The organism is Paucibacter sp. B51 (genome assembly GCF_027863535.1).
GTDB lineage: Bacteria > Pseudomonadota > Gammaproteobacteria > Burkholderiales > Burkholderiaceae_C > Paucibacter_A > Paucibacter_A aquatilis.
The window spans coordinates 763,994-785,492 of sequence record NZ_JAPIVN010000002.1 but is presented as its reverse complement, the minus strand read 5'-3'; the positions used below and the strand labels follow the sequence as shown (position 1 = coordinate 785,492).

The following is a 21,499-nucleotide window of genomic DNA, read 5'->3' as shown; positions in this document are numbered from 1 at the left end:
TGGGCGCAGGATTCATGCTAAAACTCGCGGCGCCGCCGCGATGTGCGCAGCAATACTGCGGAGAACCTGAAGATGGAAAACGAGATCCAGCTCGACACGATTGATCGACGCATTTTGAGGGCGTTGCAGGTTGACGGGCGCGTCACATACGATGCCCTGGCCGCGCAGGTCAATCTCTCCGCCTCGGCCGTGCTGCGCCGGGTGCGCCGCCTGGAGGAATCCGGCGCCATCTCAGCCTATGTGGCCCTGGTGCCGCCCGAGCGGGTCGGCTTGGGGCTGACGGCCTACATCAATGTGCGGCTCGAAAAGCACACCGAAACCCACAAGCGCAACCCCATGGACCTGTTCCGCGCCGCGGTTCAGACCTGGCCGGAAGTGGTGGAATGCGCGGCCTTGACCGGCGATATGGACTATCTGCTGCGTGTGGTGGTCCAGGACATGGCGCATTACGCCCGCTTCATCACCGAGACCCTGCTCAAGCATCCCAGCGTGCAGGACTGCAAAACCAGCTTCGTGCTGGACCGGGTCAAGAACACCACCGCCGTGCCGGTGTGAGCCGCGGGCTGCGGCCACGTGCTGAGTTTCAGCGCCGGCGCAGCACCACGCCCAGCTCGGCCCAGCCCTGGCCGTGTGGGGTGATCGGGTAGGGTGGCGCCGGCCAGTCCCAACGAGAAGCGGGGAACAAGGCGCGCATGGCGTTGATGTCGCCATGGTAGGGCGGCCCTTCGACCACGCCACTGCCGGCGCTGTCACGGCGCGCCTGCATGAACAAGGCGAGCAACAGCCCGCCGGGCTTGAGCCAGCTGTGCAGCTGTTCCGCGTAGCGCAGCCAGTGATCCGGATGCAGGGCGCACAAGCAGGTTTGTTCGTACACGCGGTCCAGCGCCTCAGCTGGCTGCCAAGCCAGCACATCGGCCAGCTCCACACGGCCCGGAAGGCCGCCCAGAAGAACTCGCGCCAATTCGACGGCGGCGGGTGTGTAGTCCAGGCCCACGGCAGCAATGCCGGCTTCGCCCAGCAGGCGCAGTTCATGCCCCCGGCCGCAGCCTGGGATGGCGATGGCGTGCCCGTCTTGCAGCAAGCCCTGCGCCAGCCAGGCCCGCAGCTGCGGGTGGGCCTCGCCTCGGTCCCAGGGTGTCTGGCCCTGCTCAAAGCGCTCCTGCCAGAAGGCTTTTGAAGGGCCGGCGGGTTTGGCGGTGGGCGGCGTGTCAGTCGAACTCATGCAGCAACTTCAGCGTGGCTTCCAGACTCAGGTTCAGCAGGGCGGCGATTTCGCTCAGATCGTCCGGGACCGCCTCATCGTCCCAGCCATCGGCCGTGTGGCGAGCCAGGCGCACGGCCAGCTTGACGCACAGCACCTGCGGGTCGTTGGCGCGCTTGTCATTGGTGATGTGGCGCAGCAGCTCCGGCAGATGCCAGGCCTGCATCAAGGCCTGCTCGAGATCGGCCAGCTCGATGTGCAGCACTTCCTTTTGGACCGCCACGCTGCGCAGATGTCGGTCGGCTTGCTGGCGCAGCCGGATGTGCTGGGCCAGTTCCGGCGCGTGGATCCACAGCAGCATCTCGGCGAAATCATGCAGCAAGGCCGCGCTGTGGATGACCGCGGCATCCGGGTCCAGGCGGTGCACGGCAAAGCCGAGTGCAAAGCGCGCGGCCCGGTCGGCGCGGCGCAACACGCGTTGCAAACCGTCCAGGGCATAGGGTGTGCTGGCCAGCTGATCCTCGACCGTGGGCTGGGGCCCGAAGTCACGGAAAAAGGGCGTGATGCCCATCAGCACCAGGGCCGCGGTCACCGTTTCCGCATCGGTCTGCAGGCGGCTGGAGCGGTGCGCGGCGGCATGGGCCAAGACCTTGAGCGTCATCAGCGGATCGGTGGCGATCATCTCGCCGAGGCTGTTTGCGTCCACCGCGTCTTCATTGGCGCGCAGCAGTTCCAGCGCATCGGCGGTCTCGGCCAGCACCGGGATTTCGGCGTCACGGAACAGCGCCACCCAACTGGGCAAATCGGGCGGCGCTTGGCGCAGCGGAGGCATCGGGACTGGCGCAGACATGGCGGGCTTGGGCAAAAGGTGTTGGATCGTATATCGGCGGCCGGAGCTTCATCTTGAAACCCGCGGCCGCCGCCCGCACACCCGCCGTCGCATCTGCCGTGCACTTGTGCGCGCCCGCGCCCATCGGTTTCGTCCGGCCGAGCATCAACGGATGCCGCGCAGCGGATCCCGCGGCTGCTTGCTTGGCTGCGCCGGTGCCGGCGCTGGGCTCACTTGGGGTAGGTGAGCGCCGCTAAAGCCGCCTCACTCCGGGCAAGGTGCCCACCCGCACCCCATCGGCGTAGAGCGCACCTTCCGGCGCGCCCGCCTCCGCATAGAACTCCAGTTCGGGCCGGCGCCGGCGCACGGCGCGCACCTGGTGCACCAGCAGGGCCAGGCGGGTCAGCCCGGCGCTGGCGCTCAGCAGCACGCGGGCGGCGCGCCAGCGCCAGGCTTCATGGGTGATCTCGTAGTCTTCGGCCGTCACGTCCGGGCCGCTCAGTTCTCGCAAACGCATCATGATGGTTCTCCACTTCGGCCTCGCAAGGCCTTGGATTCAGGGGCTGGCGTCGGGCCTGCCGACGCGCAAGATTTCTTGTCGCAGCTCGCGTTGCGCGGCTTGGCGCAGGCGAACCTCGTGTTGCTGGTGGCCGTGTTTGCCGGCCTGTCGCATCAGCGCCGGCGCCACCAGCGGATTGCGGGGCTTTTGCAGGCGCAGGTTCAGCGGGCGGGGTGAGGTGAACTGGGTCATGTGGCAATCTCCTGGGCGCCGTACAGCGCGCCCGGTGGGTGGCAAGGTCAAGAAAACGACCGAAACATCGGTTTTGGCCATGCGGCAGCTCGACTGGGTGCAGCCAACAAGAAACAAAACCATCTGGGGCATGGCGCTGCCCTCCAGGGCAGGCACCCGCCGGAACTCCATGCAGCGGCTCGGCCTGGTGGCGCTGAATCGCTTCAGTGCCGCGCAAGGCGCAGAGAACGCTTGAACTGACTCGCGAAAGACTCGGTGCGGACCGAGCGACGGTGGGCACTGGGCCGGCGCATCGCAGGGCGCTGGGTGGAGACGCCGGGGGGGCATCCCTTGGCGGGGATGTGCCTGGCTGGACTCCAGCGCTAGCGGGGGCGGGCAGCTCCCGGTTAAGACAGGGGGAGGGGGACCTTCACGAGCGGCGCCTTGCTTGGGGTGCGCCGCGATCCGCTCGCTTGAGCAAATGATAAACGACTGTTTATCTTGTGCATATACTTTTTATCAAAAGAGATAAAGAAATGTGCGCAAGCCGCCACGGCCCGAGTTCCGCCCGGCCAGGAGGCGGGGGCTGGATTCAGGCCCCTGTGTGGGGTGGATGGACGCGCCAAGCGGCGTTGAAGGCGGCTCGGCTGTGGGGCGGAGACGTGCACCTTGGTGCGATCGATCGCGACGCCGGCGCAGGCACTGGCACTGGCACTGGCACTGGCACTGGTGCCAGGCCCGCTGCGTTGCTCGAGCGCTGCGCTCAGCGCTTCTTCGGTTTCAGCGGCGCAATGCCTTGCTGCAGGCGGCGCCACTCATCGAGCTCGGCCGCGCCGCCAGTGGCTGGGGCCGAGCTGCGCGATGACGGGCTGGCGGGCAAGACCGGCAAGGGCGCCGTCTTACCCGGTCCGGTGGCCGCCAGCTTGCCGGCCGGCGGTGCCTCTTGCGGCGGCGTCAGCACCTCGCCGAGCAGGTCCAGCAGGCGCGTGCGGGCGCGCTGCGGGTGGCGGCGGTAGTAGGTCAGCACCAGGCCGACGATGAAGCGCTCGTCATCGTCCTGCGGCACGCTGGGCGAGGCCTCCCGCTCCAGGCTGGCCGTCTCGGGCTCGCCGGCGGCGTGGCTCTGATCCATCCAGCCCAGGGGCTTGTGGAAGAGCTGCTCGAACTGGCGCGCCAGTCGCTCGCCGATCTGGCGCGAGCGGCTCTTGATCTGGCTCCAGTAACTGGGCTGGATCTGCAAACGCTCGGCAAAGCGCCGCTCCAGTCCACGCAAGGTGGCGGGATCGGGGTGCTTGACGGAGACGGCGACGAATTCTTCGAACAGGAGCATCGCGTTGTCCAAGCGGATCTGGGCGACGTCCCGGGGGGCGGATGACATCCCTCTATGATAAAGCCTCGTTGATCCGGCTTGCCGGGGCGGGGCTCAGCGTCTGCCTGCACCGCGCGGTGTGTGTCGCCGTTATTTTGACTTCTTGATAAAGAGTCGATGCCTTCGGTTCGGCCAGGCTTCAGTCTTCTTCCTGTGCCTGGTAGGCCGCGATCAGCTGGCTTTGCGTGTGGGGCGGCACCGCTTCGTAATGAGAGAGCCGCACGCTGTAGCGTCCCTGGCCGCTGCTCAGGGCATTGAGGCGGCTCTGGTACTGGCTCAGCTCGGCCAGCGGCGCCAGGCCGCGCACGACGCTGCGGCCGGGCCAAGGGCTGTCTGTGCCGTTGACCTGGCCGCGCCGGGCGGCCAGATCGCCGGTGATGTCGCCGATCGCGGCTTCCGGCGCCTGGACTTCCAGATGCACCACGGGTTCCAGCACCAGGGGCCGAGCTTCCTGGACTGCGGCGATCAGGGCGCGCCGGCCGGCGGTGACAAAGGCCACCTCCTTGCTGTCCACCGAATGGTGCTTGCCGTCGAACACCGTCACCCGCAGGTCCACCAGCGGGTAGCCCGCCACCACACCGGTGTCCAGGGCCGAGCGCACGCCTTTCTCCACCGCCGGCATGAACTGCCCGGGGATGGTGCCGCCCTTGACCGCGTCGACGAACTCAAAGCCTGCGCCGCGCGCCAGCGGCTCCACGCGCAGATAGACCTCGCCGAACTGGCCGGCGCCGCCGCTCTGCTTCTTGTGGCGGTAGTGCCCTTCGGCGGCGGCCGAGATGGTCTCGCGGTAAGCCACGCGGGGCGGCTGGGTGTGCAGCTCGAATTTGTAGCTCTCACGCAGGCGCTCCAGCAGCAGGCGCAGGTGCAGCTCACCCAGGCCGTAGATCACGGTCTCTTGCGTTTGGCCGGCTTGGTCCAGGCGCAGGCAGGGGTCTTCCTCGACCAGGCGGCTCAGCTGCTCCCAGAGCTTTTGTTCGTCGCCATGGCGCACCGGGCGGATGGCCAGGCCATGCACGGGCACGGGGAAGTCCAGCGGGCGCAGATGGATGTGGGCATCCTCGGGCGCGTCGTGCAGCACGGCGTCGTAGTGCAGATCCTCGACCTTGGCGATGGCGCAGAGCTCTCCCGGCAGGGCCTGCTCCACCTCGACATGCCGGCCGCCCTGCAGCAGGAAGAGGTGGCCAACGCGGAAGGGCTTGCGCGCCGATCCGATGAAGAGCTGGCTGTGACGGCGCAGCGTGCCTTGGTGCACGCGCATCACGCCCATCTTGCCGAGGTAGGGGTCGGAGATGATCTTGAACACATGGGCCAGCACATGGGCGCTGGGCTCGGGCAAGGCTTGCAGGGGCAGGGCCTCGGGGCCCTCGCCGCGCAGGAACAAAGGCGGATTGCCTTCGGCCGGGTTGGGCAGCAGGCGCTCGATCACATCGAGCAGCTCGGCCACGCCGGCGCCGCTGCGCGCCGAGGTGAAGCAGACCGGGATCAGGTGCCCCTCGCGCAAGGCCTGCTCCAGCGGCACGTGAAGCTCGCGCGGGTCGACATCGCCTTCGCTGAGATAACGATCCACAAACGCGGCATCCACCTCCACCACCTGCTCGACCAATGCCTGGTGCGCCTGGCCCACCGAGGAGAAGTCGGCCTGGCCGATGATGTTGTAGAAGCAGTCCAGCACGCGCCGCCCGCCCTCGGCCGGCAGGTTCAGCGGCAGGCATTCACGCCCGAACACCGCGCGGATCTGCGCCAGCAGGCCTGGCAGGTCGAGCTCGGCCAGGTCGATCTTGTTGATCACGATCAGCCGGCACAGGCCGCGCTGAGCGGCGGTCTCCATCATCTTGCTGGCCATGGGCTCCAGCCCGCTTTGCGCGTTGAGCACCAGCACCGCCGTGTCCACCGCCTCCAGCGCTGGCAGAGACTGGCCGATGAAATCGGCCGCCCCGGGCGTGTCGATGGCGTGGATGCGCACGCCGCCATGCTCCAGATGCACCACGCTGCTGTGCAGGGATTGCTGGTAGCGGCGCTCCAGCGGGTCGAAATCGCTGACGGTGTTGCCGCGCTCCACCGTGCCGGCCTGGGTGATGGCGCCGGCCTGCAGCAGCAAGGCCTCCAGCAAGCTGGTCTTGCCCGCCGCCGCGGGGCCGACCAGGGCCAGGCTGCGCAGGGCCGCGACCGCTGGCGAAAGGTGCGACTGGGGCGCACCGGTGGCGGATGGGGCGCGGCTGGCGTCGCCGTTCGGGCTCGGGCTCATGGCAGTCTCCTTGGCTCTCCGGCGCCCCGGCTTTTGTGGGGCGCGGTGATGGATGCGTGCGCGGTGCCGGGCTTTGACGCAGGGGAGGGGTCCGCTCGGCTCTGGCCTCAGGGTAGAGGAAGCCCGGCCGGCTTACAAGGCCCGCGCCGGCGGGCTTGGGCCGGTTCGCTCAAGTGGCCGCTTGCGCCCGGCCGGCCCAGGCGCCGAGCTCAGGCCCGCAGAAGGCGTAATCCAGCTCGGGCCGGCGGCCGCAGATCAGGTCCGCCAGGGCCGCGGCCGAGCCGCAGCTGTGCGTCCAGCCCAGGGTGCCGTGCCCGGTGTTGAGGAAGAGGCGGCCAACGCGGCTGGCGCCGATGTAAGGCAGGTTGGAGGGCGTGGCCGGGCGCAGGCCGGTCCAGTACTGGGCGCCGCTGGGCTGGCCCTCGGGCGCCACCATCTGCGGGAACAGCTCGCGCGTGCGCCGCAGCAAGGCCTCGCAGCGGCGCAGATTGAGCGTGCTGTCATAGCCATTGAGCTCGGCCGTGCCGGCCACGCGCAGGCGATCACCCAGGCGCGAGAACACCAGCTTGTACTCGTCGTCGGTCAGCGAGACCTGGTAGCTGTGCGCGGGCGAGATCACCGGCAGCGTCATCGAGTAGCCCTTGGCCGGGTAGATGTTGAGCGACACGCCCAGCTCGCGCGCCAGGCCGCGGCTGAAGGAGCCCAGGCAAAGCACAAAGCGGTCGGCGGTCAGGCGCTCGATTTCACCGTTCGCATCGGCCACGATCACCCGCGCCAGATCCTGGCCCTCGCGCTCGCAGCCCAGCACCCGGGTCTGGTAGCGGAACTTCACCCCGGCCTGCTCGGCCAGGGCGGCCAGTGCCTGGGTGAAGCGATGGGCGTCGCCCGACTCGTCGCTGGGCGTCATGCTGCCGCCGACGATCTGCGCGCGGCATTGCGCCAGCGCCGGCTCGATGGCCACGCATTCCTCGGGCGTTTTCATGTCCAGCTCGCAGCCTTGCTCGCGCATGATGCGGGCCGGCTCCTGCGCAGCGGCGTACTCCTGCTCGCTGGTGTAGAAGTGCAGGATGCCTTGCTGGCGCTGGTCGTAGGCGATGCCGGTGGCGGCGCGCAGGCGCTGCAGCTGCTCGCGGCTGTAGAGGCCCAGATTGACGATGTTGCGGATGTTGTGGGCGGTGCGGCCCGGCGTGCATTCGCGCAGGAACTGCAGGCCCCAGCGCCACTGGGCCGGGTCGGCGCGCAGGCGGAAGAGCAGGGGCGCATCCTCCTTCATCAGCCATTTCAAGACCTTGAGCGGCGCGCCCGGGTTGGCCCAGGGCTCGGCATGCGAGACGGAAATCTGGCCGCCGTTGGCATAGCTGGTTTCCAGGCCGGCCGCGGGCTGGCGGTCGATCACGGTGACTTCAAAACCCGATTGGCGCAGATACCAGGCGGTGGTGACGCCGGTGACCCCGGCGCCCAGGACGATTGCGTGCATGTGTGCACTCCTGAAACAAGACAAACAGACCGTTGAGTGAGACGCGCAGGCGTACGCCCAGGCCCAGCGCGGGCTGTGTTTCGTTCCAGGCAGGTGAGGCACCCCAGGGTGGGGCGCGAGCCGGGCAGAGCACAGATCGGGCAATGGCAGCAAGAGCGTGCGCTTGACGCGCGCCGCTCCCGCTGTCCCTGTTACCTGAGAGATTCAGCCGCGCCCCGGGGGCATGGCCTTGCTCCTTCGGTGGCGGCTTGCGCATCGTCTGCGCGGGCCGCTCTCTCCAGCATTCGGCTTGTTGACGGATCCAGTACGGGGCCTGAGCGAGTATGGGAGCTTGCGCCTTCGGCGGCAGGGTCCAAAGCGGGCCTGCACTCTCCTGAATCCGGTGTGCAGTGTAGACGGGCTTGCCTGTATGCGAAGTCAGGGCAAATGCGGGGCAGCCCTGGGATCAGCGAGAGTCGGCCAGGAGTCCGGTCGGACGGACACAGTTTCGGCCCTCGCCCTTGGCTTGGTAGAGGCGCTCATCGGCCAGGGCGCACAAGGCTTCGGGCGTGTGGGCTTCGGCGTTGCCGGCCAGGCCCATGCTGACGGTGATGCCATGCAGATCGGGGTGCAGGCTGCGCCAGTCAAAGCGCTCGATCTGCTGGCGCAGCTTGTCGCAGAGCTGGCTGGCCAGGGGCAGGGGGGCCTCCACCAGGATCAGGGTGAACTCCTCGCCGCCATAACGCGCCACCACATCGGCGCGCCGGCAGTGGTCACGCAGCAGGCGAGCAAGCTGGCGCAGCACGGCGTCGCCGACCGCGTGGCCGAAGCGATCGTTGACGGCCTTGAAGTGATCGAGGTCCAGCATGGCCAGGCTGAGCGGGTGGCGAAAGCGCGCCGCGCGCTCGAACTCCTGCTCCAGCAGCAGGTCGAGCCAGCGGCGGTTGGCCAGGCCGGTCAGGGCGTCCTCATGGCTGAGCTGGCGCAGCAAGTCGGCTTGCGCCGAGAGTTGCGTCAGCAAGGCCTGCTTTTCCTGATCCGCCTGGCGGGCTGCCTGCAATTCCTGGCTCAGGGCCTGGGCCTGCTGGCGCACGAACAGGCCGCGCAGGCGCTGCTGCGAGTGCTCGCCCAGCAGGCGTTGTTCGCAGGCATGGTGGGCCTTGTAGTGCTGCAGGGCCAGGGCGTGATCGGCTCGCCGCTCGGCCAGCTCGGACAGGGCCCGATGAGCCTGGCTTGCCAGGGCGGTGAGCCGGCCTTTCGTGGCATGAGCCAGTGCGCGTTCCAGGGCGCCCTGGGCTTGCGGCAGATCGTTTCGGGCTTGCCACACGTCGGCCAGGCCCATCTCGATGCTGCACAGCGAAGGGCTGTCGCCCACGCTCAGGGCCAGCGGCCGGGCTTCTTCGAAGGCGGCCAGGGCCGCGTCCACTGCCCCTCGCGCCAGGCAGGACTGGCCCAGGCCCAGCAGTGCCTGGCCGAGATCGTTGACATTGCCGGTGCGCCGCGACAGGGTCAGCGCTTCGTCCAGAAGAAGGCAAGCCTCGGCATGCTGGCCGAGTTTGCTCAGCAGTGTGCCCAGGTCCAGCGCGCTGGTGGCCTGGCGCGCCAGGTCCTGGGTCTGGCGTGCGCAGTGCAGGCTGCGCTGAAGATGCTCCGCGGCCAAGTCCATCTCACCAATGCCTTGCAGCACCTGGCCCATCTGACCCAGGGCATAGGCCTGATCGACGATGGAGCCGTTGTGCTCGGCCAGTGCGAGGCTGAGCTGAAGCAACTCGAGGGCCTCCGGGAATTGGCCCTGCGTGAGGCGGGTCACCGCCATATTGTTCAGGGCGCGAGATTCGGCATGACTGGCCTGGTGGAGGCGGGCGAGTTCCAGGGCTCGCTGGTCCAAATGCAGGGCCTGTTCATAGTCACCTTGGCGGGCCTGTATCAGGGCCTGCAAGTTCAAGGCATCCAGATGACCATCGATCTCGCCCAGCGCCTCCAGCAGGCTGTGGGCCCGATCCAGCCGGGCTTGCAGCGGCGCCACCGGCTGGCCCAGGATGAACTCGCACAGGCTCCAGCGCAGCAAGGCATAGGCCAGGCCGCGCGGGTGGTCGATGGCCAGGGCCTGCTCATGGGCCTGCTGCGCCAGACGCAAGGCCCGCGCCGTGTCCGACATGCGCAGCGCGTAGGCTTCGGCATTCAGCGCGTCCACCTGCTCCGGCGTGAGCCGGGGGCGGCAGGGAGGCTGTGCTCGGGCTTTCATCGGCCGGCGTTCAAGGTCTCGGGCTTGCCGCCTGGCACTGCGCTCACTTGAGCGGAATCGGCGTGGCGCGATCCACCGGCACGGCGGTCACGCTGTTCTGCGGCGAGCCGTCGACCAGACGGTCCGAATAGGTCAGGTAGACCAGGGTGTTGCGCCGGCTGTCGACCATGCGCACGATGCGCAGTTTCTTGAATACCAGGGACATGCGCTCGTTGAACACCTCTTCCTGCCGTGCCAGGGGCTTGGCGAAACCGATCGGCCCGGTCTGACGGCAGGCGATGGAGGCCTCGGCCTTGTCTTCGGCCAAGCCCAGGCCGCCCTTGATGCCGCCGGTCTTGGCGCGCGAGACGTAGCAGGTCACGCCCGTGACCTTGGGGTCTTCGTAGGCCTCCACCACCACCTTGTGATCGGGGCCGATCAGCTTGAACGCAGTGTCGACCTCGCCCACGGCCTCGCCGCTCGCCCGGGCCGGCAGGCCCAAGAAAAGAGCTGCGATTCCCAGCCCCATCAGGCCGGCAGGGTGCCAGAACGAGGAGATCTTCGAGGCGAGCAGGGTGTGCGGCTTGGGCATGGTGGCGGCGTGTGCGGTGGCGTCGAGTGGTGGGGCGTCAGTGCTCGCGAGGGCTCGGGCGTTCGCGTGAGCCCAGGACTTGGCAAAAGCGCAGCAGATAGCCATCCGGGTCTTGTACCAGAAACTCCAGTTGCCCTTCTTCTTCCCGCTCGGACACCGGGTACCAGCTTTCTTCCAGCGCGCGGAAGAGGGGGCAGCCGAACTGGCGCAGCTGCGCCTGAAGCTGCTCGACATCCTCGACCTCGATCTGCAGATTCATGCCGCGGCCACGCGGCGTTTCGGTCGGCGCGGTCAGCCAGCTGTGCGCGTGGTCTCGCTCCAGCATCAGTTGCGCGCGGCCGAGTTCCAGATAGGCAAACGGGGGATCATCGCGGCGAAAGCGGACCTGAAATCCGCAGGCCCGGTAGAAGTGCAGCGATGCAGCCAGATCGCTGACGGCGAGCTCGGGCACCATGGGGTTCCAGAAGGGTTCGGTGGGCGCGCAGCGGTTCACGGTGGATGGGGGGCGTGGCGAAGCGCCGATTGTGTGCGGCATCCGTGGCTTGGCTGGGCGAGTTGCGCGCCGCCGGCGAGGGGCGCTTCCAGGGCCTGCCGGCTGTCCGCCGGTGCCTGCACGCGATCGTGCAAGCCGTAGTCGCGCAGCACGGCGGCCACGCGCAGGCGATAGTCGGCAAACACTGTCGCGCGACCCTGGGCCTGGCCCTCGCGGTGGGCGGCTTGCGAACGCCAGGCCTGGACGGCGGCTTCGTCACGGAAGCAGGACAGCGAGAGCAGCGTGTCGGGATCGCTCAGGCTTTGGAAACGCGCGATGCTGATGAAGCCGTCGATCTGCGCCAACTCCGCCCGCAAGGCCGCCGCCAACGCCAGGTAATGCTCGCGCTGGCCGGCTGCGAGCTTCACTTCAAACACCACGAGGATCATGGGCGCGACTCCTGGGCTGTGGTCGAGGGTGTTGGCGCTCGCTCGGTGGGCAGCTTGGCGTCAGCAAGCACGAGGCTCTCGGCTCGGTCGGCCCTGTCGGCAAGGCGCGGCACGCGGGCATGGGCCAGTGCATGGTGGCCCTGCCAGGACGGGGGCGCGATGCCCTGCGCCAAGGCCTGGCGGGCGACGCCCAGGGTGGCCTGCGCCATGAGCAAGGCCAGTTCCTGGCCCGGGCATTGATGGCGGCCGTGTCCGAAGCTCAGGCCGGCGCCCGGCTCCGCGGGCTCGCAAGCCAGGCGCAGAAGCAGGGCCGTGCCCCGCGGTAGGTAGCTGTCACCCAAGCGGCAGTCGTGCAAGGCCCAGCGCCGCGTATGCTGGATGACGCCCGGGCTCTGCGCCAGCCGCAGCAGCTCTGCCTCATGCCCCGCGCCGGCCAGCAGGGCCTGGCCCAGCAATCCGGCGCCAGCCTCATGGCTTTGCCACAGCAAACCGATTGCCTGGGCTGCTGCATCCCAGTTCGGCAGGCTCAAGCCTCGCCACAGCGGCGCAGGGCCCTGGCGGCCCAGGCCCTGCGTCAAGGCTTCGCAAGCCTGGTCGGCCGCGTCCAGCTCGCGCGGCCCGGCTTCCGGTCGTAGCGCCTGGGCCAGGGCCTGGAGCTGCTGCCGAAGCGAGGCTTGATCCGCTGCACTGGACATGGGTACGCCCAGCATGGCGGCCAGGCTGGCCGGCAGGCTGGACCATTGCCAGGCCTCCCAGCTCTGGCTCAAGGCCAGGCGGGCTTGATGCTGGGCCTCGGCCTGCAGCACGCGGCGGTCGAGCGCGGTCAGGGCCTGCTCCAGCGCCTGTCGTTCTGCGTTGCGTGCGGGGTCTTCGCGCATGCGCAGCCATTGGCCGTAAATGGCGCCGAAGCGGCGGCCTTGCAAGGCTGGCGGCAGGGGCTGATCGGGCGGCCGCACGCCGAGGTCCGGATGCCTCAGCGCCTGACGCAGCAGATCAGGCCCCGCGATCACATGGGCTTGCAAGATGGGGTCGAAATCAAACCGCTTGCAGTCCTGCGCGGCCATGGGGGTGTCGGCCGCTGGGCTGGATGGGGCCTCGGGTGGAAGTGGGGAGGTGAAGGGGCAGGGCATGGAGGCGGAGAGAGGGGCTTAGTGAGTTCAGACGCGTCAGTGTCTGGTGCTGGCTGCGCACATGCTTCGCTTACCATCGAAGCATGGATGACACACCCTTGCCGCCCCGCGGCGCCGGCTTTGCCGATCAAGCCCTGGCCGCATTGGCTCAGGCCATGGGCGAGCCCGCGCGTGCGCGCATCTTGTGCTGCCTGCTCGATGGCCATGCCCGCACTGCGACCGAGCTGGCGGCGGCGGCCGAGATCGCGGCCTCCACGGCCAGTGCCCATCTGAGCCGCCTGGTCGCGGCCGGCCTGCTGTGCTGCGAGGTCCAGGGGCGTCATCGCTACCACAGCCTGGCCGGGGGCGAAGTGGGCGCTGCGCTCGAGGCCCTGCTGGTGCTGGCGGGCCGCCAACACAGCGAGGCCTTGCCGCGCTTTGAGCCAAGCACGCCGCCCGAGCTGCGCGAGGCCCGGCGCTGCTATGACCACATGGCCGGCGAGTGGGCCGTGCGCTGGCACGAGCACCTGCTTCAGCAGGGCTGGTTGATTGTACAAGCCGAGGACGCTCGCAGTTATCAGCTGAGCCTGGCGGGCCAGGATGCGTTGGCGGCTTTGGGTCTGGACCTGGGCGCGGCGCTGCGCCAACGGCGCCGCTTCGCCTGCCCCTGCATGGACTGGAGCGTGCGCCGGCCGCATCTGGGCGGCGCCTTGGGCGCAGCCTGGCTGGCGCTGCTGGAACGCAAGGCCTGGGTGGAGGGCGCGCTGGACAGCCGCGCCCTGCGCATCACGCCGCGCGGTCGGGCGGGCTTGCGCCGCCTGCTCGGCGAGGCCTGAGCCTCGCCCGCGCCCGCGCCCGCGCCCGGCGCATCAATCCTCGTCCTGGAAGCGCTGGCGGATGTCCAGCACCTCGTCCCAGTGCTCGAAGAAGACGCGCACACAGTCCGGGTCGAAGTGGCTGCCCGCATGGGCCTTGATGTGGGCGGCTGCGGCCTCCAAGGTCCAGGCTTTTTTGTAGGGGCGCTCGGACGTCAGGGCATCGAAGACATCGGCCACGGCGACGATGCGGCTGAAGATGGGAATGGCCTCGCCCTGGAGGCCTTGCGGATAGCCGGTGCCATCGTATTTTTCGTGGTGGCCCAGAGCGATGGCGGCGCCGGCCTGCAGCACCAGGGAGGAGCTGTCCTTGAGGATCTCGTAGCCGTAGCTGGCGTGCAGCTTCATGATCTCGAACTCTTCCGGCGTCAGCCGGCCGGGCTTGAGCAGGATGCTGTCGGTGATGCCGACCTTGCCGATGTCGTGCATGGGTGCGGCTTCCAGCAGCAGCTCCTGGTCGGCCACGGGCAGGCCCAGGCCGCGCGCGATCAGCTCGGAGTAATGCGCCATGCGCAGGATGTGGGCGCCGGTCTCGGGGTCGCGGTACTCGGCCGCCTTGGACAGGCGGATCACGGTCTCGCGCTCGCGCTGAACGATCTGGTTGGTGGCCTTGCGCACCTCCTCGGCCAGCCATTCGGCGCGGTCGGCCAGCTTGGCGCGGGCTTCGTTCAGGGCCTCCAGCGCGGCGTTCGCTTGCTGGCGCGCGGTCTCGGCGGCGGCGTAGGCCCCGGCGTTGTCCAGGGCGATGGCGGCGTAAGCCGACAGGGTGCGGAAGATCGATTGCTCGCGTTCGCCGTAGGCATGGCTGTCCACCGACTGCACCGACATCACGCCCAGCAGCCGGTCGCCGATCAGCAGAGGCGAGAACATCATGCTCTGCGTTTCCAGTGGCCCCATCAGATGCCCGGGCGGATGGCTGCGGGGCGCGGACGGGAAGAACAGCTCGCAGCGTTCGCGGGCACAGCGTGCGGTCAGCGATTCGGGATCTTGCAGCGAAATCAGCGGCGAGGGGAAGCGGTGGCGCGCCTCGTTGATGAAGGCGGCCTTGAGCGCATGGCCGCCTGGCTCCAGCAGGTAGACGAAGAAGGAGGTCGTGTCCAGCAGCTGACCGAGGTGGCGATACAGCGCGGCGAAAACGGCGTCGGTGTTGAGGCTGCCGGTGATCTCGCGGCCGATGCGGCCCAGGGTCTCCAGCGTGGCACTGGCCTCCTGCAGCTGGGCGGCGCGTTCGCTCTCGGCCTGCGCCAGGCGGTGGTGGTACTCGGCCTCGGCACGGGCCAAGGCGCTCTCCTGCCGCACCTGCATGGCCATGGCGCGGTTGCGCGCATCGTCCAGGCGCTTGTTGTCACGCGCGGCTGCGGCGGCCTGGCCGTAATGGCGAGCCTGCGCGGCATCACCGGTGGCAGCGTAGGCATTGGCCAGCTCGTCGAGCAGGTCGCTGGGCAGGATGTAGCCCTTGATGCTGCTGGCCATTTGCAAGGCCTGCAGCAGGTAGTGCAGGGTGGGGCTGGCGGCCGTCATGCCCTCGGGGGCGGGCAGGGCGTATTGCTGGTAGAGCTCGGCGAAGACGCGCAGCACCTTGATCTGCTCATCGGCGCTGCCCAGCTCGCGGGCATTGAGCAAGGCGGCCGAGATCTTGCTCAATGCCTGCTCGGGCTCGCCGAGCCGGCCCAGGGCACTGGCCTGGCCGCGCCAGCAGCGCAGCAGATAGAAAGGCTCGCCCAGATTGACCGCAATGGTCTCGGCTTGCAGAAAACAATCCAGCGCCGCCGCCGGCTCGCCCATGTCCAGGGCCACATCGCCCTGGTACTGCAGGGCCAGGCTGTAGCGGCTGGCGTGCTGCAGGGCCTGCATGGATCCCAGCGCCTCGTTCAGGATGGCGTGGGCCTCGGGCAGGCGGCCCAGCAGGCGCAGCACATTGCCGGTCTGCATCTGCGCGCCGCCCAGGGTGCCGGGCCAGCCGCAGGCCTGGGCCTGAGCCAGGGCCAGCTCGTCCCATTCCAGGGCGGCATCCAGGTCGCCGAGCGACGCGAAATTGTCGGCGCCATTGCTGGCTGAAAACACGGCGTGGCGGATCTGGCCGCTTTCCATGGCCGCGTGGTGGGCCTGCAGAAAATGCTTGATCGCCATGCCCAGCTCGCCGGTGAAGGCGGCCACCAGGGCATTGGCGCTGCTGACCCAGGCTTGCAGGGCCGGGGGCAGGGGCTGGGGCAGGCCGGCGAATTCGCTGTGCAGCCGTGCCGCCGTGCCGGTGGTGTCGCGCCAGGCCGCATGGTTCAGGCGCATGGCGCGCACGATCTGCTGTCGCTCGGCGTCTCCGGCGGCGCGGTAGTCGTCTTGCGCCTGTTGCAGGCAGGCGTCGCGTGTGGCGCTGTCGCCATGCTCGGTGCACAGGGCGGCGCGCAGCAGTTGGCCGTCACCGCAGCCGACGCGGTCGCCCAGCTGGGCGAAGTTCTCGACCGCGGCCTCGGCGTACTGCTCGGCCGCGTCGAGCTGGGCGAACAACCAGGCCACCTCGCCCAGCACCAGCAAGAGTCGTGCATGGCAGGCCTGGCTGCGGGCTTCATCCCAGCTCACCTGGGCCAGCCATTCCTCGGCCTCGTTGACCAGCAGCAGGGCGCGCTTGCAGTCGCGCTGACGCAGATGCCAGGCCAGGGGCAGCAGCACGCTCAGGCGCGCTTCACCCTGCAGCTCGGTCAGGGCCGATTCCAGGGCAGTGACTTCGTGGTTGAGTGCAAACAGATCCATGGCTGACAAAGATTCCTCCCCGGTCCGTCGTCGCGGCCTTCAGGTCATCGGCCAGTATCAGCGTGAACCCAAGGACGGATTTCAAGCCCGCGGGGAATTCGTCAAGTATTTCAGGCCCGGCGGCGCTTTGCGCGCCGCGGTTCTTCAAGCCCTCACATGGCGGCCGGCTTGTGCCGGGCGCTGCCGAGATAGGTCTCGACCACACGACCGTCGCCGGCCAGGGCGGCGGCCGGGCCTTGCAAGGCGATGGCGCCGGTCTCCAGCACATAGCCGTAGTCGGCCACCTCCAGCGCCGCGCGGGCGTTCTGCTCCACCAGCAGCACGCTGACGCCGCGCTCGCGCAAGGTGGTGACGATGCGGAAGATCTCTTTCACCACCAGCGGGGCCAGACCCAGGCTGGGCTCGTCCAGCATCAGCACCTTGGGCCGGGCCATCAGGGCGCGTCCCACGGCCAGCATCTGGCGCTCGCCGCCGGACAAGGTGCCGGCCAGCTGCTCGCGCCGCTCCAGCAGGCGTGGGAACAGCTCGAAGACCTGGGTCAGCTGCTCGCGCCAGTCGCGCTGGCCCAGGCGCAGCGGCCGGTAGCCGCCGAGCAGCAGGTTGTCTTCCACGCTCATGGTGGTGAAGAGCTCGCGCTTTTCCGGCACCAGGGCCAGGCCGCGCATCACACGTTCTTCCAGGCTCAGACCGGCAATGTCCTCGCCGTCCAGCAGGATGCGGCCGCGTGCCGGCAGCACGCCCATCAAGGCGTTCAAGGTGGTGCTCTTGCCGGCGCCGTTGGGGCCGATGACCGTGACCACCTGTCCGGCCGGCAGGTCCAGATCGAGGCCGCTGAGCACCTCGGCGCGGCCATAGCCGGCGTGCAGGCCGCGCACGCTCAGCAAGGGTGTGGGGGAGCTCATGGGTTCAGCGTCCTGGCAGAGACATTCAATGTTCGGTGCCGAGGTAGGCGGCGCGCACCTCGGGGCTGGCCTGCACCTCGGCCGGCGTGCCTTCGATCAGCTTGGTGCCGAACTCCATCACCACCAGGCGGTCGGTCAGACCCATCACGAACTCCATATCGTGCTCAACCAGCAGCACGCTCAGGCCTTCGCGCTGCAGCTGGCGCAGCACCTCGGCCAGGGCCTGCTTTTCCTTGTGACGCAGGCCGGCGGCGGGCTCGTCCAGCAACAGCAGGGCGGGGTCGCTGCACAAGGCGCGGGCGATCTCCATCAGGCGCTGCGGGCCGAGGGCCAGATTGCCCGCCAGTTCATGCGCTTGCTCGGCCATGCCGATGCGGCGCAGCTGCAGCTCGGCCTCGCGGAACAGACGCTGTTCCTCGGCGCGGTCCAGGCGCAAGAGGGCGCGCAGCGTGCCGCTGTGGCCGCGCAGGTAGGCGCCCAGGGCCACGTTCTCCAGCACGGTCATCTCGGCCATCATCTTGGCGTGCTGGAAAGTGCGCGAAACGCCGCGCCGGGCGATCTCGCGCGAGGGCAGTCCAGACACGTCCTCGCCGCGAAAGTGCACGGAGCCGCCGCTGGCCGGCAGCACGCCGGTGATGAGGTTGAAGGTGGTGGACTTGCCGGCGCCGTTGGGGCCGATCAGGCCGATGATCTCGCCGGCCCGGATGCCGAAGCTGACATCGTTCACGGCCACCAGACCGCCGAACTGCTTGCGCAGGCGCTCGACCTGCAAGAGCGGCTCGCCCGCCTGCGGCTTGGCGCGCTGGGGCAGAGGCGCTGCCTGGCTCCAGTCCTGCGTTCGCCGCGGGCTGGGCCACCAGCGCTGCAGCAGCTGCTGGGCATAGGGCCAGAGCCCGCGCGGTGCATGCTGCAGCACCAGCACCAGCACGATGCCCAGCACGATGATCTCGAAATTGCCATTGCTGCCGAGCAGGGCGGGCAGCAGCTCTTTCAGCTGGTCTTCCACCAGCTTGAACACCCCGGCGCCGACAAAGGCGCCCCAGACGCTGGACACGCCGCCGACCACGGCCATGAACAGGTACTCGATGCCCATCTTCAGGCCGAAGGGGCTGGGGTTGACCGTGCGCTGCACATGGGCGAACAGCCAGCCGGAGGTGGACGCCAGCAGAGCAGCCAGCACGAAGATGATGACCTTGTAGCGGAAGGTGGACACACCCATGGCCTCGGCCATGGTGACGCCGCCGTTCAGCGCACGGATGGCGCGGCCCGGTCGCGAGTCCAGCAGATTGCGCACCGCCAGCGCCGCCAGCAGGGCGATGCCCCAGATCAGGCCGTAGATGGCGCGGCCGTCCTGCAGGCTGAGGCCGAAGAGCTGCAGCGCCGGCAGGCCGAGGATGCCGTCGTACTTGCCCAGCACCTCCAGATTGGCCATGCTGAAGTTGAGGCTCAGCGCCCAGGCGATGGTCGCCAGCGGCAGGTAATGGCCCGACATGCGCAGGGTCAGCAGGGCCAGCAACCAGGCCACGCCACCGGTCAGCAGCCAGCCCGCCAGCAGGCCCAGCCAGGGCGAGAGTCCGAACTGGGTGCTCAGCAGCGCCGTGCTGTAGGCGCCCAAGCCCACGAAGGCGGCTTGGCCGAAAGAGGTCAGGCCGCCCACACCGGTCAGCAGCACCAGGCCCAGGCTGACCAGGGCGAACATGCCGATGTAGTTGAGCTGCGTGATCCAGAACTCGGGCACCGGCAGCAGGGGCAGGGCAAAGAGCAGGGCCAGGCCCAGGATGGGCAGCAGGAGGCTGCGGTTCAGTCGCATGGTCACGGCTCAATGCTCGTCAGAGTGCGGGTTGCGCAGCGAGCGCCACAGCAGCACGGGCAGGATGGAGGTGAAGACGATCACCTCCTTGAAGGCGCTGGCCCAGAAGGAGCTGAAGGATTCCAGCAGCCCCACCAGCACCGCGCCCAGCGCTGCGCCGGGATAGCTGGCCAGGCCAGCGAACACCGCGGCGACGAAACCTTTCAAACCGATCAGAAAACCGCTGTCGTAAAAAATCGTCGTGGTCGGGCTGATCAGCACGCCCGAGAGCGCGCCGATGAAGGCCGCCATGGCCAGGGACAGGCGGCCCGCAGCCGTGCTGGAAATGCCCATCAGCCGCGCACCCAGCCGGTTCACCGCTGTGGCCCGCAAGGCCTTGCCGTAGAGGCTGCGCTCGAAGAACAGCCAGAGCAGCACGATCAGGGCCAGCGAGGCGAGCAGGATGATCACCGTCTGCCCGGCCATGAACAGCGGGCCCAGGGTGAAGCTGCTGTCCCAGAAACTGGGGTTGCGCGAGCCCTCGGCGCCAAAGAACACCAGGCCCAGGCCGGTCAGGCTGAAATGCACGCCGACCGAGACGATCAGCAGCACCAACACCGAGGCGTCGGCCAGCGGCTGGTAGGCCAGGCGGTACAGCAAGGGGCCCATGGGCGTGACAATGGCCAGGGTCAGCAGCACCTGCAGCAGCAAGGGCAGCTGCAGCGGCGCCGCCCACCAGGCCAGGGCGCTCAGACCCAGGGGCAGGGCGGCGGCCTGGACCACCCGCCGCAGCAGGGGCGTGGCCGCCTCACCCGCCCGCCACCCGGCCCAGAGGTCGAGCAGGGCGACCAGGCCGGTCAGACTCAGCAAAAACACCACAGTGCCCGGCCTTTGGCCTTGCTGCAGGGCGGCCAGGGTGAGCGCGCCGAAAGCCACGAACTCACCCTGCGGGATGAAGATCACCCGGGTCACGGTGAACACCAGCACGGTGGCCAGGGCCAGCAGGGCGTAGATGGCGCCGTTGCTCAGGCCGTCGAGCAGCAGGATGCTGGCGATTGATAAATCCATGGAGAGGCAGTGGCAGCGAGAGCGTGGCGGATGCGTCCGACTCTAAACAAGTGAGGGCCGGGCGCCGCTCGGGACAGGGCCGCATTGACAAACCGGCCTGCCGCTAGACTGCCTGCTTCGCCCTTGTTTGCATTCTTGCCCGCCATGCCTGGCCACGCCCCTTTGCTCGAAGTTGATGGCCATCTGGCCCGCATCACCCTGCGCCGGCCTCGCCTGGCCAACCGCCTGGAGCCCAGCGACTTGCTGGACTTGCAGGCGCAGCTGCAAGAGGTGAATGCGCGCGAGGAGCTGCGCGTGCTGCTGCTGCGCGGCGAGGGCCGGCATTTCTGCAGTGGATTCAATATCGACGCGGTGCCGGGCCTCGACGCCGGCGCCCTGTTTGCCGAGCTCAGTGATGCCTGGGAGAACGCCCGCCCGGTGACCGTGGCCCAGATCCAGGGCGGCGTCTACGGCGGCGCGACCGACCTGGCCCTGGCCTGCGATTTCCGCCTTGGGCAGCCGGCCTGCGAGATGTTTGTGCCGGCGGCCAAGCTGGGCCTGCATTTCTACCGCGGCGGCATGGAGCGCTATGTCAGCCGCCTTGGCCTGCCCTGGGCCAAGAAGGTCTTGCTGGCGGGTGCCACGCTGGACGCGCAGGAGATGCTGCGCAGCGGCTTTCTCGACCAGTTGCTGCCCGATGCGGCGGCGCTGGAGACCGCCACGCAGGAACTTGTGACCCAGCTGCTGGCCATGGCGCCGCTGGCGCTGCTGGGCATGAAGAAGCACTTGAATGCGATCGCGCGCGGTCAGCTGGACCCGGCGGCGCTGCAGGCCGACATCGCCCGGGCCAATGCGTCCAGCGATTTGGCCGAGGGCGTGGCGGCCTGGCAGGCGCGTCGCACGCCGCGTTTTGAGGGGCGTTGAAGCGCCCAGCGGCCGCATGTTTGCTGGGGTCGGACAGGGTCTGCAAGGCCCGTGTTTGGGGCGCTCTAGGGGAATCCCCTCCCTCTGTGTCTGGGGCCGGCGGGCGGCGCCGGCGCCGGATCGGCCTCCAGATGGTGGAAAATAGCGGGGTTCGCCCATTCGGGCGGCGGCTTCGGCAACGGAGTCACCGGCCCGGCATGGCTAGCTCCCACTAACTCACTATCAGGACCGACGTGGCCAAGGACAGTACTAAAACGACCATCGAAGCCGATGGTCTGCGTTACCGCTCTAAAGCACCGGGTTCGCCGTTCGCGGCGACCTCTTCCTTTGGTGCCGCAACCATGTCGTGCTTTTTGTGCGGCAAGCACCGCCCGCGCGCGATGCTGAAATCCAAGAAGCTCTTGGGCAAGTCGCAGCCTGTCTGCGCACCGTCGTGCAAGGAGCTCGACGAACAGCTCAGCAAGGGCTGAGCGGACACGTCAGCGCGCCCCGAGCGGCGCGCTGCGTTCCCGACTTCAACGCCGGCCGGCCTGGCTCT

The 21,499-nt window shown here is 68.7% G+C and carries 21 protein-coding genes and 2 riboswitches; of the genes, 5 read left to right on the top strand and 16 right to left on the bottom strand.

What is annotated here, in order from left to right; translation table 11 throughout:
* The first annotated feature begins 72 nt into the window (after positions 1-72).
* Positions 73-555 (top strand): Lrp/AsnC family transcriptional regulator, encoded by a 483-nt coding sequence (locus OOB33_RS24395; protein ID WP_271010506.1) that lies wholly within the window; start codon positions 73-75, stop codon positions 553-555.
* 28 nt (positions 556-583) lie between these two features.
* On the opposite strand, the gene OOB33_RS24390 is transcribed toward OOB33_RS24395, so the two are convergent.
* The 4 genes from OOB33_RS24390 to OOB33_RS24375 all read right to left on the bottom strand — a co-directional run bounded on the left by OOB33_RS24390 (position 584) and on the right by OOB33_RS24375 (position 2,781).
* On the bottom strand, positions 584-1,222 hold the full coding sequence (locus OOB33_RS24390; RefSeq protein ID WP_271010505.1) for a methyltransferase domain-containing protein: 639 nt from the start codon (positions 1,220-1,222) through the stop codon (positions 584-586).
* Entirely contained in the window at positions 1,209-2,051 is an 843-nt protein-coding gene (locus tag OOB33_RS24385) for an HDOD domain-containing protein (protein ID WP_171829284.1), read from the bottom strand. The genes OOB33_RS24390 and OOB33_RS24385 overlap by 14 nt, the downstream gene beginning before the upstream one ends.
* 232 nt (positions 2,052-2,283) lie before the next feature.
* The gene (locus OOB33_RS24380) at positions 2,284-2,550 is read right to left on the bottom strand and encodes a hypothetical protein (RefSeq protein WP_271010504.1); all 267 of its coding nucleotides are present in this window, start codon (positions 2,548-2,550) and stop codon (positions 2,284-2,286) included.
* A 36-nt stretch (positions 2,551-2,586) separates the two neighbouring features.
* Complete coding sequence (locus tag OOB33_RS24375; protein ID WP_171829283.1) at positions 2,587-2,781, bottom strand: hypothetical protein; 195 nt, start codon at positions 2,779-2,781, stop codon at positions 2,587-2,589.
* 34 nt (positions 2,782-2,815) lie between these two features.
* Between OOB33_RS24375 and OOB33_RS24370 the strand changes: the two genes are divergently transcribed.
* Entirely contained in the window at positions 2,816-3,016 is a 201-nt protein-coding gene (locus OOB33_RS24370; RefSeq protein WP_271010503.1) for a hypothetical protein, read from the top strand.
* A gap of 507 nt (positions 3,017-3,523) precedes the next feature.
* Here OOB33_RS24370 and OOB33_RS24365 read toward each other — a convergent pair.
* From OOB33_RS24365 to OOB33_RS24330, 8 genes are all read right to left on the bottom strand, one after another.
* Positions 3,524-4,138, bottom strand: coding sequence for a hypothetical protein (locus OOB33_RS24365; protein ID WP_271010502.1), 615 nt, complete (start codon positions 4,136-4,138; stop codon positions 3,524-3,526).
* A gap of 130 nt (positions 4,139-4,268) precedes the next feature.
* The gene (gene fusA / locus OOB33_RS24360) at positions 4,269-6,374 is read right to left on the bottom strand and encodes an elongation factor G (RefSeq protein ID WP_271010501.1); all 2,106 of its coding nucleotides are present in this window, start codon (positions 6,372-6,374) and stop codon (positions 4,269-4,271) included.
* Positions 6,375-6,543: 169 nt separating this feature from the next.
* Positions 6,544-7,851 (bottom strand): D-amino acid dehydrogenase, encoded by a 1,308-nt coding sequence (locus OOB33_RS24355; protein WP_271010500.1) that lies wholly within the window; start codon positions 7,849-7,851, stop codon positions 6,544-6,546.
* A gap of 172 nt (positions 7,852-8,023) precedes the next feature.
* A riboswitch (glycine riboswitch) is annotated at positions 8,024-8,142 on the bottom strand.
* Position 8,143: 1 nt separating this feature from the next.
* Positions 8,144-8,237, bottom strand: a riboswitch (glycine riboswitch).
* A gap of 59 nt (positions 8,238-8,296) precedes the next feature.
* Entirely contained in the window at positions 8,297-10,075 is a 1,779-nt protein-coding gene (locus OOB33_RS24350) for a diguanylate cyclase (RefSeq protein ID WP_271010499.1), read from the bottom strand.
* A 43-nt stretch (positions 10,076-10,118) separates the two neighbouring features.
* Positions 10,119-10,583: a CreA family protein gene (locus OOB33_RS24345; RefSeq protein WP_207795888.1), complete on the bottom strand. Its 465-nt coding sequence runs from the start codon at positions 10,581-10,583 to the stop codon at positions 10,119-10,121.
* Positions 10,584-10,683: 100 nt separating this feature from the next.
* The gene (locus tag OOB33_RS24340; protein WP_271010498.1) at positions 10,684-11,139 is read right to left on the bottom strand and encodes a bleomycin resistance protein; all 456 of its coding nucleotides are present in this window, start codon (positions 11,137-11,139) and stop codon (positions 10,684-10,686) included.
* Positions 11,136-11,567: an antibiotic biosynthesis monooxygenase family protein gene (locus OOB33_RS24335; RefSeq protein ID WP_271010497.1), complete on the bottom strand. Its 432-nt coding sequence runs from the start codon at positions 11,565-11,567 to the stop codon at positions 11,136-11,138. The genes OOB33_RS24340 and OOB33_RS24335 overlap by 4 nt, the downstream gene beginning before the upstream one ends.
* Positions 11,564-12,631 carry a hypothetical protein gene (locus OOB33_RS24330; RefSeq protein ID WP_102766002.1) on the bottom strand — a complete coding sequence of 356 codons (1,068 nt, stop codon included), beginning with the start codon at positions 12,629-12,631 and terminating at the stop codon, positions 11,564-11,566. Before OOB33_RS24330 ends, OOB33_RS24335 begins: the two co-directional genes overlap by 4 nt.
* A gap of 149 nt (positions 12,632-12,780) precedes the next feature.
* On the opposite strand from OOB33_RS24330, the gene OOB33_RS24325 reads away from it, so the two are divergent.
* Positions 12,781-13,512 (top strand): helix-turn-helix domain-containing protein, encoded by a 732-nt coding sequence (locus OOB33_RS24325; RefSeq protein WP_102766003.1) that lies wholly within the window; start codon positions 12,781-12,783, stop codon positions 13,510-13,512.
* A 33-nt stretch (positions 13,513-13,545) separates the two neighbouring features.
* Here OOB33_RS24325 and OOB33_RS24320 read toward each other — a convergent pair whose 3' ends face one another.
* The 4 genes from OOB33_RS24320 to OOB33_RS24305 all read right to left on the bottom strand — a co-directional run bounded on the left by OOB33_RS24320 (position 13,546) and on the right by OOB33_RS24305 (position 20,058).
* On the bottom strand, positions 13,546-16,299 hold the full coding sequence (locus tag OOB33_RS24320; protein WP_271010496.1) for an HD domain-containing phosphohydrolase: 2,754 nt from the start codon (positions 16,297-16,299) through the stop codon (positions 13,546-13,548).
* A gap of 152 nt (positions 16,300-16,451) precedes the next feature.
* Complete coding sequence (locus OOB33_RS24315; protein WP_271010495.1) at positions 16,452-17,201, bottom strand: ABC transporter ATP-binding protein; 750 nt, start codon at positions 17,199-17,201, stop codon at positions 16,452-16,454.
* A gap of 25 nt (positions 17,202-17,226) precedes the next feature.
* Entirely contained in the window at positions 17,227-19,011 is a 1,785-nt protein-coding gene (locus tag OOB33_RS24310) for a branched-chain amino acid ABC transporter ATP-binding protein/permease (protein ID WP_271010494.1), read from the bottom strand.
* A 9-nt stretch (positions 19,012-19,020) separates the two neighbouring features.
* Positions 19,021-20,058 carry a branched-chain amino acid ABC transporter permease gene (locus tag OOB33_RS24305; RefSeq protein WP_271010493.1) on the bottom strand — a complete coding sequence of 346 codons (1,038 nt, stop codon included), beginning with the start codon at positions 20,056-20,058 and terminating at the stop codon, positions 19,021-19,023.
* 144 nt (positions 20,059-20,202) lie between these two features.
* On the opposite strand from OOB33_RS24305, the gene OOB33_RS24300 reads away from it, so the two are divergent.
* Positions 20,203-20,961, top strand: a complete 759-nt coding sequence (locus OOB33_RS24300; protein ID WP_102766007.1) for an enoyl-CoA hydratase/isomerase family protein — start codon at positions 20,203-20,205, stop codon at positions 20,959-20,961.
* Positions 20,962-21,194: 233 nt separating this feature from the next.
* Entirely contained in the window at positions 21,195-21,431 is a 237-nt protein-coding gene (locus tag OOB33_RS24295) for a hypothetical protein (protein ID WP_102766008.1), read from the top strand.
* Positions 21,432-21,499: the final 68 nt, after the last annotated feature.